The following is a 17,821-nucleotide window of genomic DNA, read 5'->3' as shown; positions in this document are numbered from 1 at the left end:
CTAACGCCCTTGCAGCAGACCCGTGTTCATCGCGACCACCACCGCGCGGGTGCGGTCGCTGACGTCGAGCTTGGCGAAGATCCGCAGCAGATGGGTCTTCACCGTGGCCTCGCCGATGAACAGCCGGCGGCCGATCTCCACGTTCGACAGGCCGTCCGCGACCGCCCGCAGCACCTCGGACTCGCGGGCGGTCAGCGTGACGGCCACCGGCCGGCGCATCTTCGCCACCAGGCGCTGGGCCACCCGCGGGGCGAGGACGGTCTCGCCGCGGGACGCCGAGTGGATCGCCTCCACCAGCTGCTCGCGGGTGGCGTCCTTGAGGAGATAGCCGGTGGCGCCCGCCTCGACGCCGCGCTCGATGTCCGCGTCGGTGTCGTACGTCGTCAGGATCAGCACCCGGGTCGGGGCCTCGCCCGCGACGATCTCCAGGGTGGCGCCCACCCCGTCCAGCACCGGCATCCGCAGGTCCAGCAACGCCACGTCGGGCCGCAGCCGTTCGACGAGGCGCACCGCCTCGCGGCCGTCGCCCGCCTCGCCCACGATCTCGACGGTGGGTTCCGAGGACAGCAGCGCGACGAGTCCGGCCCGCATCACCGTGTGGTCGTCGGCCAGGATGATCCGGAGGGGGGATGGGGTGGCCGGCTCTGCTGTCATGTCACACCTGACCGTCGGGGGCGAGCGGGATGGTGGCGAGGATCCGGGTGCCGTCGCCGAGCGAGCTGGTGACGGTGAGGCCGCCGCCGAACTCCGCGAGCCGTTTGCGCATGCCGTCCAGGCCGAAGCCGTGGGAGTCCTCGACGGCGAACCCGCGGCCGTCGTCGGTGATCTCCAGCTCGACGGCGTCAGGCCCGTGCGCCAGGACCACGCCGACCGTGGTCGCCGCCGCGTGCTTGCGGATGTTGGCCAGGGACTCCTGGGTGCAGCGCAGCAGCGCGATCCGGGTCGGCTGGTCGCAGTCGATGTCCGCGAGTTCAGCCGAGACGTCGAGTCCGGTGTCCTCGGTGAAGCGGTCCAGGGTGCGGCGGAGCGTCGCGGCCACCGATCCGGGGGCCACCCCGCTGCTGGGGGCGGCCCCGACCAGGACCCGGGCCTCGGCGAGGTTCTCCCGGGCCGTCTGCTCGATGGACTGGAGCTGCTGGGCGCTGCGGTCGACGTCCACGGCCAGCTGCGACCTCGCCGCCTCGGCGAGCACGATGATGGAGGCGAAGCCCTGGGCGAGGGTGTCGTGGATCTCCCGGGCGAGGCGTTCGCGTTCCTCCGCCGCGCCCTGGCGCTGGTAGACCTCGGCCAGTTCGACCTGCGTGCTCTTCAACTCGGCCCGCAGGAACGCACGTTCGTCGCGCTGGGCGAGTGCGCGCGGGGTGAGCAGCACCATCACGACGGCCACCGCCCAGACGGCGGCCGAGGAGAGGGTGTTGGTGAGGAACACATCGGCTCCGCCGCCCTCCCGCAGACTGCCGCCGACCGTGATGGCCAGGGCGCCGAGCCCGGTGAAGAGGATCGCGCCCCGGGGGCTGTCCGCGAAGACGATGAACTGCGTGATCATCACGGTGTAGAACACCCCGAAGCCGTCGCCCAGGCCGGACAGGCCGCCCAGCACGGCGACGAGCACGGCCAGATAGCCGTAGGGCCTCAGCAGCCGGTTGCCGGGGCGCATGCGCACCAGCGCGTAACAGAGGGCGAGCACGGCCGTCAGCGCGACGATGGCGAGCTTCCGGTCCGGCGGGGTGCCGCCCGTCATCGTGATCAGGACGACGAGCGCGATCAGCGCCCAGGAGAAGACCTCCCACCCGTGGAGCACCCAGATCCAGACCGGATCGCCGCGCTGAGGCCGTTGAAGCATGCCCGTCAGCCTACGTGCGGGACGGACGGGCCGGCCGGGGCTGCGGAGCCGGCCGGGGCGGGCCGGACTCCGGTGTCCTTGCCGCGTGTCGGGCGCAGCGGCCGCCAGGCGCGCTCCCCGAGGAGGAGCAGCGCGGACGGCAGCACCATCATCCGGATCACCACGGCGTCCAGCAGGACCGCGACCGCCAGGCAGAAGCCCATCTGCTTCATCTCGGTGAGGTGCAGGAAGACGAAGGCCGCGAAGATCGTGACCATGACGAGTGCCGCGCTCGTCACCACCTTCGCCGAGCGGGCGATGCCGTCGAGGACCGCTTCGCGGGCCGTCATACCGTGCTCCATGGCCTCCTTGATCCGGCTGACGACGAAGACCTGGTAGTCCATCGACAGACCGAAGAGGAGGACGAAGAGGAAGAGCGGCACCCTGGACGCGATGGCGCCGAGGGAGTCGAAGTCGAGCAGTCCCTCCGCCCAGGTGCCCTGGAAGACCAGGACGAGCGCGCCCATGGCGGCGGCCGCGGAGAGCAGGTTCAGTACGACTCCGAGCAGGCCGACGACCACCGAGCGGAACGCCACCGCGGTCGTCACGAAGGTGAGCAGCAGCAGGAAGCCGATCACCAGCGGCAGCTTGTCCCGCTCGTGGTGCACGTAGTCCTGGCCGCGGGCCACGTCACCGCTGACCGCCGTGTCGACGGACGTCAGTTCACCGACGGTCGCGGGGATGTAGCGGTGGCGCAGGTGGTCCAGCGACGCGATCGCCTCGTCGGACGGCGCCGGGTGCGGAACCGCCAGTTCCAGCACGCTGGTGCGGCCGTCGGCCGAGGTCCGCACCACGGGCTGCCCGGTACGGGCGAAGAGCGGGTCCGCCTGGGCGCGCCGGCCCAGCTCGGTCAGCGCCTGCCTGACCTCGGGCGCCCGCCCGGGGGTGGCCCGGCTCACCACCTCGTGCTTGACCAGGAGTTCGGGGTACGCGGCGGTCAGCCGGTCGTAGACCCGCATCGCCGGGATGGAGCGGGAGAAGGTGTCCTTGCCCGGGTCGATGAGCTTGAGGCCCACCGCGGGCGCCGCCACGGCGAGCATGACCAGCACCGAGACGCACAGGGTGATCGCGGGGTGGCGCTGCGCGGGGCGCATGAGGGCGCCGAAGATCCGGCCGTTCTCGGGCTTCGCCGTCGTCGTACGGGCCGGCGCACCGCGCTTCGCCCGGCGGGCGGCCTTCTTCGCGGCGCGGCGGTCGGCGCGGCGGCCGAGCTTCACGAGCAGTGCGGGCAGCACGGTGAGGGAGCTGAGCACGGCCACCGCGACGACGAGGACGGTGCCGGTCGCCAGCGAGGAGAAGATGACGTCGGTGGCGAGGTAGAGGGTGGCGGTGCAGACGATCACCGCGAGGCCGGAGACCACGACGGCCCGTCCCGCCGTCGCCGCGGCGAGCTCCACCAGCGCCTCGGGGCTGAGCCGCCCGGCCGCCCGGGCCCGTTCCTCGCGCTCCCGCTTGAGGTAGAAGAGGGTGTAGTCGACGCCGACGGCGAGCCCCATGAGCAGGATCATGTTGGTCCCGACGCCCGGGTCGGGCATCAGGTGCGAAGCCAGCATGGCCAGGCCCATCGTCGCGGCGATCGAGGAGAGCGCCAGCAGCAGGGGCACGCCGGCCATGACCACCGAGCCGAACACGACCAGCAGGATGACGAGCGTCACGGGCAGGGAGAGCCGCTCGGACAGGGCGAGGTCCTCGCCGCGCTGGTCGTTGACGCCCTTGCTGATGGCGGGCGACCCGGTCTCCTCCACGACGAGGTCCGGGTGGGCGGCGGCGACCTGGGCGGTGCGGTCGAGGAGCGGGACCACGTTCTTCCTCCCGTCCAGTTCGGCGCCGTTCATGACCACGGTGACCCGCAGGGCGGTGCCGTCCTTCGAGCGGACCGGCGGTGCCACGTCGGCCACTTCGGGCAGCGCTTCCATCCGGGCGGTGAGGTCGCGGGCCGCGGCGGTGGCCCGCTCCGGGTCGAGGGGGCCGGATCCGGCGCGGATCAGGATGTGTTCGGCGGGCCGGCGCTGGAGGCCGCCGTCGGTGGCCATCGACTCGGCGTGCCCCGCCTCGCCGACCCAGAAGTCCTCGGTGGTGGCCGGGTTGCTGCCGGCGGCGATGCCCGCGCCGAGGCACAGCAGCACGAAGACGAACCAGCCGACGATCGCGCGCCACGGGTGCCGGGCGCTCCAACGGGCCATACGTACGGGTCGAATTCTCATGCGTCCATGCTGGTTCGCGGGCCCGTCCGCCCGGCAGCCCCGCCCGGTGGAACCCCGTGTCCACCGGCCGGTGGACACGGCCCCTGGGGCAGGCCCCCGCACGGACGCACGGACGGGCCCGGCAACGGGCTCAGCCGCTGGCTGCGAGCCTGCCGTCGAGCCGTGCTTCGAGACGGGCCCTCGCCTCGGGCCACTCGTCGGCGAGCAGCGAGAAGTAGACCGTGTCGCGCCAGGTGCCGTCCGGGCGGCGGCGGTGACGGCGCAGCACGCCCTCGCGCCGGGCGCCGAGCCGGGCGATCGCCTCCTGGGAACGGACGTTGAGGTGGTCGGTCTTCAACTGCACGCGCCCCATGCCGAGTTCCTCGAAGGCGTGGGTGATCAGCAGCAGCTTGGTCTCGGTGTTGACCGCCGAGCGCCAGTGGGCGCGGCCGTACCAGGTCGAGCCGATCTCCAGACGTTCGTTGACCACGTCGATGTCCATGTACGTGGTCCAGCCGACCGCCCGGCCGCTCGCGCGGTCGACGACGGCGAGGGGGACGCACTCCCCGCGGCGCGCGGCGGCGAGCAGCGCCGTGAGCTTCTCGCCGAGCTCCTGCGGGGTGTGCGGCGTCGGTCCGCCCTGCCAGCGCCAGACCTCGTCGTCACCGCCGCCGGCCTCGAAGAGGCCGTCGAGATGGTCCGGGGACAGCGGCTCGATGCGGACGTGGCGGCCGGTCAGGGTCACGGGAAGCGGGGTCGTCGCAGGCATGCCGCATGCTAACCCACTTCGAACTAGGGAGAAAAGTATTCTGTACTAGTGCAATGTTCATCGATGCGATGTTCAGCGAGGGGTCTCGGCGTCCTCCGTGCCCGTCTGTGCCCGGCGCAGGGCCGCCGCAGCGGCCCGGATCGCGGGCAGCTCGCCGTACAGCGCCTCGCCCGGACAGTTGGTCTGGTACGCGTCACGATGGCCCGAGATCACGTGCAGCACGGCCGCCCGGCCCTTCGGGTACCTGCTCGCGTCGTTCGTGGAGACCAGCCGCACCGTGCCGCGCGGATCGGCCCCGGGCCGCAGCTTCCACGCGGCCACCTTGGCGAGGGCCCGGACGAGCACCCGGGGCACCTCCGTCCCGCGGCCGTAGTTGCCCAGCACCGCTATGCCCACGCTGTCGGCGTTGAAGCCGGTGGTGTGCGCGCCCCGGACCGGGCGCGTGATGCCGCCCGCCCGGCCCTCGTAGATCGTTCCGCACCGGTCGACGAGGAAGTTGTAGCCGATGTCGTCCCAGCCGTTGCCCTTGATGTGGGCCTCCTCGACCGAGCGCAGCATGCTCGGCACGTCCGCGCAGTCGTAGTCGTTGGACTCGCCCGTGTGATGGATGAAGACCGCCCGCACCGCGCCCGTGTAGACCGCGCGCTCCCGCACGATGCTCTCGTCCGCGTGCCAGGCCGCCCGGGTGACGATCGCCGGCTGCGGCACCCCGGGCGCCCGCTCGTGCACCGGGGCGACGGGGGTGGGCAGGGCGAGGCGCACCGGGGCGTCCCGCAGCATCAGGAGAGTGAGCGGGAGGGCCGCGGCGGCCGGCCAGACTCGACGGGGCCACATGGGACCACCCTGCGGCCTCACGGCCCCGCGCGCAGATACCGTGGCCGATCGGGTGAAACCGCTGGTCCGGGCCGTGGCCCGGACGCGGCGCCCGCCGGATCATGCCCCGCCCGGGGCCCCCGGGCCCGAAACGGCCGTCAGCGCTTCTCGCGCCCCAGCAGGAGCTTCCACGGGGCGAGCGCGGACTCGATCTCCACCTTCAGCCCGAGCTTCGACTCGCCGGCGACCCGCTCCTCGAAGCGGATCGGGACCTCCGCGATCCGCATCCCCCGCCGGACCGCGCGGTGGTTCATCTCCACCTGGAACGCGTAACCGTTGCTGCGCACCGAGGTCACGTCGATCTCCTTCGGCGCCGAGGCCCGCCACGCCTTGAATCCGGCGGTCGCGTCCTTCACCCGCAGCCGCAGGACCGCGTTCACATAGAAGTTCGCCCAGGCGGACAGCGCCTTGCGGTGCCACGGCCATTCCGTCGCGAGCGAACCGCCGGCCACGTAGCGGGACCCGACCACCACCGCGGCGTCCCCGGCGAGCAGCGTCTCGACCATGACCGGGACCCGCTCCACCGGATGGGAGAGATCGGCGTCCATCTGGATCACCACGTCCGCGCCCTCGGCGAGCGCGCGCGTCATACCGGCCACGTAGGCCCGCCCCAGCCCGTCCTTCTCCTCGCGGTGCAGCACCCCGACCAGGCCGCCGGTGTCCGCCGCGAGCGCGTCCGCGACCTGCCCGGTGCCGTCGGGAGAGTTGTCGTCCACCACGAGAACGTGCAGGCCGGGCAGGTCCAGCTCGCTCAGCCGGCCGACGAGGACCGGCAGGTTCGCCCGCTCGTCGTAGGTGGGCACGACCACCACGATCCTCGGGGGCGTCTTCTCCACGGCCATTCCTCGCGTCGGTCCTCCGGGCCCGCGTGAACGGCGGTCCACGCGGACGGCCGCGCGAGCCCAACACCCGGGATCGGCGATCACGGGCACCCCGGAATCCGCACGGGGCCGTGCCGCGAGAGCCGGTCACCTCCCGCTTCTCACGCACCAAACGGGCCCGCGGAAAGGCGAGTTGAACGTCCCGACCGGTCAGCAGCCCCGGTGGCGCGGCATCCGGTACGCCGAGTCCAGCCGGTAGGTCCCGCCCGCCGGCACGGTCAGCTTCGTCCACTCGCCGTCCGGCCGCAGACAGCCGCCGCCGGCACCGCCGACGCCGCGCACCCGCAGCCAGGGCGAATGGGCGAGCCGGATGGTCACCGAGCCCGCCGCCGGTATCCGCACCACCAGCTCGGCATCGCTGCTGCGGACCACCTGGGCCGGGGCGGGCACCATCGGCGTCGCGTTCCGCACGCGGTAGATCGTCCAGCCGCCGTCCTGCCACACCTTCCGCAGCCACGGCAGCCCGGACCTGACGAGAGCCGCCTCCGCCTCGGCGGGACCGTCCGGCTGCCCGTGGTGCAGCACCACATAGCCCACCGCCCAACGGTCCAGCCAGGCCCGGTACTCGGCGGGCGACAGCGTCCCGTCGTAGAAGAGCCGCCCGCGTTCGACGTCCAGCTGGCGGTTCCAGCCGCGCGCCATGTTCACGTACGGGGAGAGCACCGTCGCCTCCCGGTGGTTGCGGGCGGGCACGACCTCCACCCGGCCGAGCTGGGCGCCCAGCCGGTGCAGTTCACCGACGACGCCTCCGGTACGGGACGCCCACGCCGGCACCTCGCCGGAGACCCGGAGGTCGTCCATGGTCTTGTCGACGAGCCAGCTGGCGGACAGGGCGAGGACGACGGTCAGCACGGCCGCGCGCTTCCACGCCTTCTCCCGGACGAGGACGAGGACCGCCGCGAGCAGCACCGGCACGGCGACGAGACCGAGCAGCCGCTCGACGTTCGTACCGATCGGGGACGCGATGAAATACGTGAGGACGACCCCGACGGCGTACACCACGGCGCCGTACCGCTGGACGCGCCACTGCCGCGCCGAGGGGGCGGCGGCCGCCAGGGCGGCGCAGACGAGGAGCGGCATCCACAGTCGGCCGCGCGCCATGGGCTGCTCGCCGTGGAAGGGGAACAACAGCGTGGTGGCGCCCACGACGACGAAGAACGGCAGCACCAGCACGGCCCCCTTCCGCCACTGCCGGTCCAGGAGGTACGCCGCACCCGCCACCACGAGGAACAGCCCCGCCACCGGACTGGCCATCGTCGCCAGCGCCCCCGCCACCAGCGCGGTCCAGGGGCGGTGGGCGTACAGGAGCGCGACGAGCCCGACGGCGACCCCGAGGGCGAACGTCGTACGCCCCGACGCGACGTTGCACCACAGCGCGAGCGCCGCGAGGACCGCGGGCCAGACGGCGTGCGGCACGCCCTTGCGGACGAAGAGCAGGGCCATGAGCCAGGTGGCCGCGATCCCGGCCGCCACGGACACCGTCCGGACGCCGAGGAAGGCCATCAGGTACGAGGAGAAGACGCTGTAGTTGGCGGTGTGCATCCCGCCGTACCAGGAGAGGTTGTACGCGGCGCCCGGATGGCGCGCCGTGAAGCCCGACCAGGCCAGCTGCGCGGCGAGGTCACCGCCGCCGGTGGCCAGGACCGCCGCCCACACGGCATAGAGCGGGACCACGACGGCCACCGCCGTGAGCGGCACCCGCTGCCGCCGCCACCAGGACGCACGGGCCTCCGGTGCCCGCTGCCTCGGAATGCGCCCCCGTGCCGTGCCCTCTACAGCTCTCCGCAACTCCCCGCTGGCATACACCCGGCAACCCTAGAGCCTTTCGCTCCGACCGGGCCGGGCCGGGCGGGATCCCGTTACCCGCTCCCCGGGCCCGGGCGCTAGCCTGGACGGAGCGGGGACCGGTGACGGTCGCCGCACGGCGGTGGGGCCCGCCGTACCCGAACCGCGGCCGGAGCGCCGCCAACGGTCCCTACTTGCGCACGAGCGCGCGCCCGCGTCCTGCGGGCGCCCCGGCAGGTAGGAGACGTGTGTCCACGAAACCCCGCAACCCGCAGACCGCCGTCGTCGCGGTCGTCGCGCTGGGCGGCGCGACGGGAGCCTGTGCCCGCTACGGGGCATCGCTCCTGTGGCCCACCGCGACCGGCGGATTCCCCTGGACGACCCTGGTGGTGAACGTCGTCGGCTGCGCGGTCATCGGTGTGTTCATGGTGGTGATCAGCGAGGCGTGGTCCGCCCACCGGCTGGTGCGGCCGTTCTTCGGCACCGGCGTGCTCGGCGGGTTCACCACGTTCTCGACCTACGCCGTGGACATCGAGCGCCTCGTCGACGGCGGCCGGGCCCGCACCGGCCTGGCCTATCTGGGACTGACACTGCTCGCGGCCCTCGCGGCGGTGTGGAGCGCGGTGTGGCTGACCCGCCGCGCACTGGCGTGGAGGCAGGCATGACAGCGCCGACGACCGGACCGGACCCGCGGCCGGGCGGCCGCGTACCGCGGGAGCGCCGGTGAACTGGCTGCTGGTGATCATCGGCGCGTCGGTCGGCGCCCCGCTGCGGTATCTGACCGACCGCGCGGTGCAGGCCCGGCACGGCACCGCCTTCCCGTGGGGGACCTTCACGGTGAACGTCAGCGGCTGCCTGGTGCTGGGCCTGCTGACCGGCGCGGTGGCGGCAGGCGCCGCGTCCTCGCACGTCCAGCTGCTGCTCGGCACGGGCCTGTGCGGGGCGCTGACCACGTACTCGACCTTCAGTTACGAGACGCTGCGGCTGGCCGAGGACGGGGCCCGGTTCCACGCGGCGGCCAACGTGGTGGCGAGCGTCGTCGCGGGGCTCGGCGCGGTGTTCGTGGGCGTCGGGCTCGCCGAGGCGCTCTGGGCCTGAGGAGCCGCCCCGCCCCGGTCCCGCCGGGCGGACCCGGGCCCGTACGCCGAAGGCCCGGCCTCCCCGAAGGGAGACCGGGCCTTGCCGTGCGGCTCTGCGCTGACGGGTCAGGCGTCCTGGCCGGGCGTCCCCAGTGCGGCCGATGCCGCCTCCAGGGGGCTCAGCTCCACGGGCGCGGCCGGGGCCGGGACGGAGCGGCAGGTGAAGCCGAGGCGCGAGAGCGCCCTGGTCACCTCACCGGCGGAGAAGTCGCGGCGGTCCTGCCGGGTGATCACTTCACCCACCTGCTTGACCGGGTACACACGGCGGCTGATGATCACCGATTCTCCGGTGACGGGTTCGGGCTTGATGCCCTTCATCGAATCCTCGACCTCGTGCTTGAACAGGTCGAAGGGGAAACGGGCGATGACGCAGCGCATTGTGTGCCTCCACGGGGTCGGGGAGCGGAACCGGGCGGGAACGCGGATGTCGGTCAGGCGGCGCGATTGCCGGAGGAGCGACGCTGAGCGCCGCCGCCCCTCGGCTGGGAGGAAGCGGAGGGCGCCGAGGACGACGACGCCGACGACGTGCGGCGGGCCTGCGCCGGACGGCTGCGCCGGCCGCGGGACGAGGAACCGCCCTTGGGACGCTCGGACGCGGGCGAGGTGATGGTGACGGGCACACCGGAGGGCGCCTGCGCGCCGGTGATCCGGCTCAGCTCGGCCTCGCCGGAGCGGACCTCGGCGATCTGCGGGGTGATCCCGGCGTCGGCCATCAGGCGCGTCATCTCGCGGCGCTGGTTGGGCAGCACCAGGGTGACGACGCTGCCGGACTCGCCGGCCCGGGCGGTGCGGCCGCCGCGGTGCAGGTAGTCCTTGTGGTCGCTCGGCGGGTCGACGTTGACGACCAGGTCGAGGTTGTCGACGTGGATGCCGCGCGCCGCGACGTTGGTGGCGACCAGCACGGTGACGTGCCCGGTCTTGAACCGGGTCAGGGTGCGGGTGCGCTGCGGCTGGGACTTGCCGCCGTGCAGCGCCGCCGCCCTGACACCGCTGCTGAGCAGGTGGTCGGTGAGCTTGTCCACGGCGTGCTTGGTGTCGAGGAACATGATCACCCGGCCGTCGCGGGCGGCGATCTCCGTCGTGGTGGCGTACTTGTCGGCGCCGCGGACGTAGAGCACGTGGTGCTCCATCGTCGTCACCGCACCGGCGGCCGGGTCGACCGAGTGGACGACCGGGTCGTGCAGATAGCGGCGGACCAGCAGGTCGACGTTGCGGTCCAGGGTGGCCGAGAACAGCATCCGCTGGCCCTCCGGCTGCACCTGGTCGAGCAGCTCGGTGACCTGCGGCATGAAGCCCATGTCGGCCATCTGGTCGGCCTCGTCCAGGACGGTGATCGAGACCCGGTCCAGGGCGCAGTCGCCGCGCTCGATCAGGTCCTTGAGCCGGCCGGGGGTGGCGACGACGACCTCGGAGCCGCCGCGCAGCGCCGCGGACTGCCGGCCGATCGACATGCCGCCGACGACCGTGGCCATCCGCAGCTTGAGCGAACGGGCGTAAGGGGTGAGGGCGTCGGTGACCTGCTGGGCCAGTTCCCGGGTGGGGACGAGGACCAGGGCCAGCGGGCGGCGGGCCTCGGCGCGCCGTCCCTCGATCCGGGACAGCAGGGCGAGCCCGAAGGCGAGCGTCTTGCCGGAGCCGGTGCGGCCGCGGCCGAGCACGTCACGGCCGGCGAGCGAGTTCGGCAGCGTGGCCGCCTGGATCGGGAAGGGCACGGTGACGCCCTGGGTGGCGAGCGCCGACAGCAGGGCCGCGGGCATCTCCAGATCGGCGAAGGCCTCGACGGCGGGCAGGCCCGGCGTGATGGTCTTCGGCAGGGCGAACTCGCCCTGCTTCGCGGCGGGACGGCGGCCGTAGCCGCCGGAGCGCTGCGCCGGGGCGCCGAAGCGTCCCTGTCCGCCGCCCTGACGGCCCGGGGCCTGCGAGCGGAAGCCGCCGCCTGCCCGCGAGCCACCGGTGGCGGAGCCGCCGCCGGTGCGGGAGGTGCGGGTGAATCGGTCGTTCGAGCGGGGTGTGCGGTCGCGGTTCATACGGAACCCTTCCTCGATATGGCGCGTATCGAGGAATTCATTGCGGCGACGAGCGGCACAAGAATCGCAAGAACGGGCCGTTGGCATACGTGAACGAAGCCCGGCAGCCGGTCTTGAGCCGATACGGGCCCGGCAGAACCGGGTCCGGCGCTTCGCAATGACGGAACACACCGGCCGGGAATGCGGGCCTGCAGGTCACGTCACGGGGCTCCGGCGGACCGGTGGTCCGGGAGCCATGGCGGATCGTCCGCCGCACGGTGGAAAGTCAGGGGTCCTGTGCGCTTCCCCGGCGGCTCGTGGCGGTGGTGCCGGCACGGCGTGCACGGGGGCGGACCCTGGAAAAGCAACGAGCTGGGGCCCGCACCCAAGGTGCGGGCCCCAGCTGTGGATGCACATCTCAGCGCTTGCGCGCCGGTGCCATCAGATTCACGCGGGGGTGATGTTCTCCGCCTGCGGGCCCTTCTGGCCCTGCGTGACGTCGAAGTTCACCTTCTGGCCCTCCTGCAGCTCACGGAAGCCGCTGGCGGCGATGTTCGAGTAGTGGGCGAAGACGTCAGCGCCGCCGCCGTCCTGCTCGATGAAGCCGAAGCCCTTTTCCGCGTTGAACCACTTGACGGTGCCAGTAGCCATGTTTTATCTCCTTCTGGGGCAGAGCCCGTGGGACTCGCACTGTGCGAGCCCCGCGTCGCCGCGATGATTACCCCATCCGGATAATGAACCGGAAAATACAAAAGCGCACCCACCGGCCCATTTAGCCGGGGAGAGCACTTGGAGTCTTTGGGAACCACAACTGCAACTGAGATCCACAGTAGCACAATGAATGCGAGCGGGCGCGGCAAGTAATTTCACTCCGCCCGCCGCGTCATAAACCTTCACCGCACATTGCATCAAATTCTGTCGCTGCGGCTATAGATATGCGCGGGCTGCGCCACCGCGCCGCCGGGCCGGCGGCGGCCCCGGACACTCCGCCGGTCGCCGCGGGCCCCGCTCCGGCGTCCCGCCGGGCGGCCGCCCCGGACGCTCAGGCGCCGGCCTGGCCGCCGGAGCCCGCGCGGGGCCGGCGCAGTTCCTCGTTCAGCCGGAGCGCCTCTTCGAGCTGGTCCTCCAGGATCACGATGCGGCAGGCCGCGTCGATCGGGGTTCCCCCGTCGACGAGTTCGCGGGCGCGGGCGGCGATGCGCAGCTGGTAGCGGGAGTAGCGGCGGTGACCGCCCTCCGACCGCAGGGGTGTGATCAGCCGGGCCTCACCGATCGCGCGGAGGAAACCGGGCGTGGCGCCGATCATCTCCGCGGCGCGGCCCATGGTGTAGGCGGGGAAGTCGTCGTCATCGAGACGGTCGGTGGACTGCGGAGGGGTCTCGGGGGGCATGTGCACCTGCCGCGTATCGCTGACTTCGTTGACCGAAAGAGAAACTCTCATTGTGCGAGCCATCGGGTCTAGCATAGCCGCGACAGATTTCCCGGGCCGGACGGGGGAAATAATCTGGTCCGCACCGGCCCCCGGCACTCCTCCGGGCCCGCCCCTGACCTGGCCCGGCCCCTGCGCGGACCGACCGGTTCGGCCGCCGCGACGGCAGCCGGGAGGCAGCCCTGACGGCGGCGGCCAAGAACACTGACCGGCCGGTCAGTTGATGACTGCCTGACCAGGGGGCCATAATGCAGGTGTAGCCCTTCACGCATCCCCCGTCGTGAAGGGCTACACCCCTGTGCGCACCGGACCCCGGACACCGGGCGGCTTCGCGCAGCCGACTTCATGGGCAAGGGGCTCCCCTCGTGGTCCCCTGCCCATGTTTTTTCGAGTTAACAGTGACGTAGAGTGTTTGCGCAAGCCCGATCCGGACACCGGAGAAGGATGTTCCACTTCATCCCCTTACGGAACCCCGCCGGCGCTCCCGGACCGCGGCCGCCTCCGGCGCGTTGGTTACAGTACGAGCCCGTTGACCGAATCGATCACCGCGCGGAAACCGGACGGCGGCCCGGGCGGTGGACGTGAACGTGGGGGTCCGATGGACAGCGGCGAAGAGCGCGCGCCGGAGCTGCGGACGTTGCGGCAGAAGGTGGAGTACATGGTCGAGAAGACCTTCCCCGGCCGCAAGATCTCGGGCCGGGTCTTCGCCGACCTGGTCAAGGAGCGCGGCGGGTCCCTCTCCCACAGCTACTTCTCCAACATCCTCGCCGGCAAGGTGACCCAGCCGTCCGAGGAGATCCTCAAGGCGCTCGGCCTCGGCTTCGGGGTGGACTGGCGCTTCTTCAAGGAGGAGTCCGAGGTCGTCGACGACGTCGTCGCCGGACTGCAGTTCCTGGCGAAGCGGCGCACCGGTGAGATCAGCGGGCTGGCCGGGCGGGGACTGGACGAGGACGGACTGCCGCCGGAGCTGCTGCGGTTCGCGCTCGCCCTGCTCCAGGACGCGAAGGACCGGCAGCCGCCCGCCGACGGCGGACCACGGAGCTAGCGCCGTGTCCCTGCGCGCCCTGCGGAAGGAGTGCGAGGCCGGTCTGACCGGTCTCCCCCTCCCCTCCCCCTTCACCGTCGAGGGTCTGGTGGCGAACATGGAGGCGGCCCGCGGCCGCACCATCGTGCTGCACGAGATGCCCGACCGGCTGGTCGGCGCCGGCACCGCCTGCGGGCTGCGGCTGAAGGCCGGCGGCACCAGCTTCGTCCTCTTCCGCCGCCGCCCCACCGCGTACCAGACCCAGCACGTCATCCTCCACGAGCTCTGCCACGAGTGGTTCGACCACGGCACCTCGCTGGACGCGGAGCAGCTGCGGCGGCTGCTGCCCGTCTTCGACACCTCGCTGATCGCCCGGGTGGTCGGCCCCGACGCGCTGCGGAACCCCGACGCGGTGCAGGCCCGCGCCCAGTACGACACCCATGACGAACGCATGGCCGAATTCGGCGCCTCCCTCATCCCCCGCATGGCCCGGGACGTGACGAGCGATGACATGGTGGGGCGGCTCGCGAACTCGCTGTCCCGCCCTGTCGCCCACCGCCGCCGCGGTCTGTTCCGCCGCTTCTAGGTCCGCGGGACCGCGGTCCGCACGGCCGCACCGCTCCGTCCCGCTCGTGTCCGCCCCTTCCCCCGTTCCCCGCACCGCAAGGACTTCTGCCGTGACCCCGCTCGACGTCGCCGGTTATCTGATAGCCGGCCTGATGACAGCCGTCGCCCTGTGGCGCATGCCGGCCGCCCTGTGGGGCGACGAGGAGGACCGGCGCCGACGGGCGCTGTGGGGTTGTTACGCGGGATTCGCCGCCGCGCTGTGGACCAAGACGCGGGCCGTGCGCATCGGGCTCAACGACAGCCCGGTGACCGATCTTTCGGTGCTCATCAAGCACTACACCGCGACCGTCGCGATTCTGGCCATTCTCAGCTACATCGTCGCGATCTACGGCCAGTACGCCGACGCCGGGGCCGTCCCGCGCCACGTACGGTTCGCGCGGCTGATCCAGCAGGTCGCGGCGAAGGCGTCCGTCGCCACACTCGTGCTGCTGACGGTGCTGTTCTTCACCGTCGTCGACCGGTCCACACCCTCGGACCGCTTCGTCGCCGACCACGCCGGGCAGTGGGGCGCGACGCTCTACATGAGCGTGTTCTACCTCTACCTCGGGGCCGCGTCCGCCGTCTGCGCCTACCAGTGGGCGCTCGCCACCGCTGCCGCCCGGCTGCGTCATCTGCGGGTGGGCCTGGGGATGATGACGTTCGCGATGTTCATCGGCGTCGGCTACACCGTCAGCCGGACGCTGTTCCTCTGGGTCAGCGTCGTCGACCGGCCGAGCGAGGCCTTCGCGCTGGACTTCGACGAGATCACCGAGGCCGCGCAGCTGGTGCTGTTCGCCTTCTTCGCGGTCGGCGCCTCCGTCCCCGCGCTGAGCAGCGTCCGCCGCCGGGCGAAGCTCTGGCGGGCCCAGGTGCGGCTGCACGCCCTCTGGTACGAGCTGATGGCTGCCTTCCCCGACCAGCCCTTCGAGCCCCCCGCGCCGCTGCTGCGCGAGCTGACCCGCTTCGACGCCCCCGCCGACCTGCGCATCGACCGCTGGTCCGCGGACATCGCCGACGCGGTGGAGAAGCTGCGCCACCACGTGCCAGACACCCTGCTGCCGGCCGCCGAGGCCGCCGCCGCTGCCGACGCCTCCGGCCCGGAGCAGGCCGGGCCGCTGGCCGACGCCTACTGGATCAAGGCGGCGCTCGCGGCCCACGGCGCCGGGGCGCCCGCGGGCGGGGCGGCCGCCGTCGGCAGCCCGCACGCGACCGACCAGGACGGCGAGGTCGCCCGGCTGGTCCGGGTGGCGGCGGCCTACCGCACGGTCACGTCGGAACGGGCCCGGCAGGTACTGGAATCCACCGCGGCGGCAGAGGAGCAGCAGGCATGAGCACCACCGACGACACCGTGACGGGCCCCGGCACCGAGAGGTCCGCCGCGCGCACCGTGACCGACGTCTTCCAGCCCCGCAACCTCCTGCTGGCCGGCATGCTCGGCATCGGGGTGGCGGCGGCGGGCGACTGGACCGGGCTGCTCTGGGGTTTCCTCGGCGCCCTGTGCGCCGGGCTCGTCCCGGCCGGGTACATCGAGTGGGAGCGGGGGCGCGGCACCTGGGGCGACCGCCATGTCGTCGACCGGACCAAGCGGGCACCGATCTTCCTCGTCATCCTCGGCTCCATCGGGACCGGTTCGGCCGTCATGGTGCTGGGCGGTGCTCCCGACGGCATCCTGATCGCGATGCTCGGCCTGTGGGTGATGACCGTGGTCCTGCTGGCGGTCAACACGGTCTGGAAGATCTCGGTGGACGCCTCCGTCGCCTCGGCCGTCGTCGCCCTGCTCGCCGCGGTGCACTCGCCGTGGTGGCTGATTCGGGTACGTCATGACGGCCGCCGTGTGCTGGTCACGGGTGGCGCTCGGCTATCACACGGTCGGCCAGGTGACCGCCGGGACCGCCCTGGGAGCGGTGACGGCGGGCGCGTTCCTGTTCGTGTGAGCGGGGCGGGGCGTCGTTGAACGGACCGCCCGGCGGGTCCATGGTGGATCCGTGCCGACATTCGAGATCACCACAGCAAGCTCGGACGACATCAGGATGATGGCGGACTGGGCCCATGCCGAGGGCTGGAACCCGGGGCTGACCGACGGTCAGGCGTTCTTCGCCGCCGACCCGTGCGGCTTCCTGGTCGGCCGGCTCGACGGGGCGCCCGCCTCCTGTGTCTCCGTGGTCCGCTACGGCTCCGGCTCCGGCTTCCTGGGTTTCTATCTGACCCGCCCGGAACTGCGCGGCCAGGGGTACGGGAGCCGGCTCTGGGCCACCGGGACGGCGCGGCTGGCCGGGCGGAACACCGGGCTGGACGGGGTCGTGGAGCAGCAGCCCAACTACCGGAAGTCCGGCTTCCGTCCGGCCTGGACGAACCTGCGGTACGAGGGGCTCGTCCCGGACGGCATCGACCTGCCTCCCGGCGTCACCCTGGTGGACGTCCGCACACTGCCCTTCGGCCAGGTCACCGCGTACGACCGGCGGTTCTTCCCGGAGGAGCGGGACGGCTTCCTGGCGGCCTGGACCACCACGCCGGGGCGCACCGCGCTGGCCGCGCTGTCCGAGGGCGAGGTGCGGGGGCTCGCCGTGCTGCGCGCCTGCCGGACGTCCTCACGCATCGGCCCGCTGTACGCGGCCACGCCGGAGATCGCCCGGGCGCTGGTGGGCGCGCTCGCGGCGACCGATCCGTCCACGCCCGTCGCCGTGGACGTGCCCGACGTCAACCCGGCGGCGGTACGGCTGGCCGAACAGCTGGGGCTCACCCCGTCGTTCGAGACGGCCCGGATGTACACCGGTACTCCGCCGGACGTCGATCACACCGGGCTGTTCGGCATCACCAGTCTCGAACTGGGCTGATCCGCGGGGGCCTGCCGCGCCTCACCGTGGAGCAGCTCCATGACCCGGTCGCGGAGCAGCTCGTACTCCTCGCGGAGCCGGACGATCCGCGGCGGGCGGACGACCGCCGTGCCGCCCGAGACGATCTCCCCGGGGCCGAACTGCTCGCGCGTCAGGTCGATCTCGGTCCCCGGGGCCGGTCTGTTCCACCAGTGGAAGTCCGTGCGCACGCCGTCGACATGGACCTCGCCGCGGATCAGCTCACCGCCCAGCAGGTCGTGCAGGACCAGGGCGGTGACGCCGCACTGGTCACGGGCTGGGTTCGCGGGTGTCCAGTGCGGGCGGTGCTCGGGTGTGGTGGTGTCGGCACCCCAGCTGCTGCGGACGGCGGCCTCGATGTCGGCGAGGAGCAACGGCTTCATGTCCCCGAT

Annotated in this window: 18 protein-coding genes and 1 pseudogene; 7 read left to right on the top strand and 12 right to left on the bottom strand. The window is 72.5% G+C overall.

Going from position 1 to position 17,821, the window contains the following annotated elements; translation table 11 throughout:
• The 7 genes from OG521_20830 to OG521_20800 form a co-directional block, all read right to left on the bottom strand.
• On the bottom strand, positions 1-654 hold the full coding sequence (locus tag OG521_20830) for a response regulator transcription factor (GenBank protein WUW23093.1): 654 nt from the start codon (positions 652-654) through the stop codon (positions 1-3).
• Position 655: 1 nt separating this feature from the next.
• On the bottom strand, positions 656-1,843 hold the full coding sequence (locus OG521_20825; protein ID WUW23092.1) for a sensor histidine kinase: 1,188 nt from the start codon (positions 1,841-1,843) through the stop codon (positions 656-658).
• Positions 1,844-1,848: 5 nt separating this feature from the next.
• Positions 1,849-4,086, bottom strand: coding sequence for an MMPL family transporter (locus OG521_20820; GenBank protein ID WUW23091.1), 2,238 nt, complete (start codon positions 4,084-4,086; stop codon positions 1,849-1,851).
• A 130-nt stretch (positions 4,087-4,216) separates the two neighbouring features.
• Entirely contained in the window at positions 4,217-4,834 is a 618-nt protein-coding gene (locus OG521_20815; GenBank protein ID WUW23090.1) for a GNAT family N-acetyltransferase, read from the bottom strand.
• Between the two features lie 72 nt (positions 4,835-4,906).
• Positions 4,907-5,668: a peptidoglycan recognition protein gene (locus OG521_20810; protein ID WUW23089.1), complete on the bottom strand. Its 762-nt coding sequence runs from the start codon at positions 5,666-5,668 to the stop codon at positions 4,907-4,909.
• Positions 5,669-5,805: 137 nt separating this feature from the next.
• A complete protein-coding gene (locus OG521_20805; GenBank protein ID WUW23088.1) occupies positions 5,806-6,549 on the bottom strand; it encodes a polyprenol monophosphomannose synthase in 744 nt (247 codons plus the stop codon).
• A 189-nt stretch (positions 6,550-6,738) separates the two neighbouring features.
• On the bottom strand, positions 6,739-8,286 hold the full coding sequence (locus OG521_20800; GenBank protein ID WUW23087.1) for a hypothetical protein: 1,548 nt from the start codon (positions 8,284-8,286) through the stop codon (positions 6,739-6,741).
• A 335-nt stretch (positions 8,287-8,621) separates the two neighbouring features.
• Between OG521_20800 and crcB (OG521_20795) the strand changes: the two genes are divergently transcribed.
• Both crcB (OG521_20795) and crcB (OG521_20790) read left to right on the top strand, forming a co-directional pair.
• Positions 8,622-9,038, top strand: coding sequence for a fluoride efflux transporter CrcB (gene crcB / locus OG521_20795; protein ID WUW23086.1), 417 nt, complete (start codon positions 8,622-8,624; stop codon positions 9,036-9,038).
• 58 nt (positions 9,039-9,096) lie between these two features.
• Positions 9,097-9,471 (top strand): fluoride efflux transporter CrcB, encoded by a 375-nt coding sequence (gene crcB, locus OG521_20790; GenBank protein WUW23085.1) that lies wholly within the window; start codon positions 9,097-9,099, stop codon positions 9,469-9,471.
• A 107-nt stretch (positions 9,472-9,578) separates the two neighbouring features.
• On the opposite strand, the gene OG521_20785 is transcribed toward crcB (OG521_20790), so the two are convergent.
• From OG521_20785 to OG521_20770, 4 genes are all read right to left on the bottom strand, one after another.
• Positions 9,579-9,890 (bottom strand): SCO5918 family protein, encoded by a 312-nt coding sequence (locus tag OG521_20785; protein ID WUW23084.1) that lies wholly within the window; start codon positions 9,888-9,890, stop codon positions 9,579-9,581.
• A 53-nt stretch (positions 9,891-9,943) separates the two neighbouring features.
• Positions 9,944-11,539, bottom strand: coding sequence for a DEAD/DEAH box helicase (locus OG521_20780; protein WUW23083.1), 1,596 nt, complete (start codon positions 11,537-11,539; stop codon positions 9,944-9,946).
• A gap of 426 nt (positions 11,540-11,965) precedes the next feature.
• A complete protein-coding gene (locus OG521_20775) occupies positions 11,966-12,169 on the bottom strand; it encodes a cold-shock protein (GenBank protein WUW23082.1) in 204 nt (67 codons plus the stop codon).
• 391 nt (positions 12,170-12,560) lie between these two features.
• Positions 12,561-12,908 carry a MerR family transcriptional regulator gene (locus tag OG521_20770; GenBank protein ID WUW23081.1) on the bottom strand — a complete coding sequence of 116 codons (348 nt, stop codon included), beginning with the start codon at positions 12,906-12,908 and terminating at the stop codon, positions 12,561-12,563.
• Between the two features lie 637 nt (positions 12,909-13,545).
• Between OG521_20770 and OG521_20765 the strand changes: the two genes are divergently transcribed.
• The 5 genes and pseudogenes from OG521_20765 (at position 13,546) to OG521_20745 (ending at position 17,411) form a co-directional block, all read left to right on the top strand.
• On the top strand, positions 13,546-13,992 hold the full coding sequence (locus OG521_20765; GenBank protein WUW23080.1) for a hypothetical protein: 447 nt from the start codon (positions 13,546-13,548) through the stop codon (positions 13,990-13,992).
• Between the two features lie 4 nt (positions 13,993-13,996).
• Positions 13,997-14,557: a toxin gene (locus OG521_20760; GenBank protein WUW23079.1), complete on the top strand. Its 561-nt coding sequence runs from the start codon at positions 13,997-13,999 to the stop codon at positions 14,555-14,557.
• Between the two features lie 91 nt (positions 14,558-14,648).
• Positions 14,649-15,908: a hypothetical protein gene (locus tag OG521_20755; protein WUW23078.1), complete on the top strand. Its 1,260-nt coding sequence runs from the start codon at positions 14,649-14,651 to the stop codon at positions 15,906-15,908.
• Positions 15,905-16,511: pseudogene (locus OG521_20750) on the top strand (hypothetical protein). The gene OG521_20755 and the pseudogene OG521_20750 overlap by 4 nt, the downstream one beginning before the upstream one ends.
• Positions 16,512-16,562: 51 nt before the next feature.
• Positions 16,563-17,411 (top strand): GNAT family N-acetyltransferase, encoded by an 849-nt coding sequence (locus OG521_20745; protein ID WUW23077.1) that lies wholly within the window; start codon positions 16,563-16,565, stop codon positions 17,409-17,411.
• Here the strand turns inward: OG521_20745 and OG521_20740 are convergent.
• Positions 17,369-17,812, bottom strand: coding sequence for a hypothetical protein (locus OG521_20740; protein ID WUW23076.1), 444 nt, complete (start codon positions 17,810-17,812; stop codon positions 17,369-17,371). The genes OG521_20745 and OG521_20740 overlap by 43 nt on opposite strands.
• Positions 17,813-17,821 lie beyond the last annotated feature (9 nt).

The sequence above is a fragment of the Streptomyces sp. NBC_01463 genome (assembly GCA_036227345.1).
In the GTDB taxonomy this organism is placed as follows: domain Bacteria; phylum Actinomycetota; class Actinomycetes; order Streptomycetales; family Streptomycetaceae; genus Streptomyces.
This window is presented reverse-complemented; position numbering and strand designations above follow the sequence as displayed.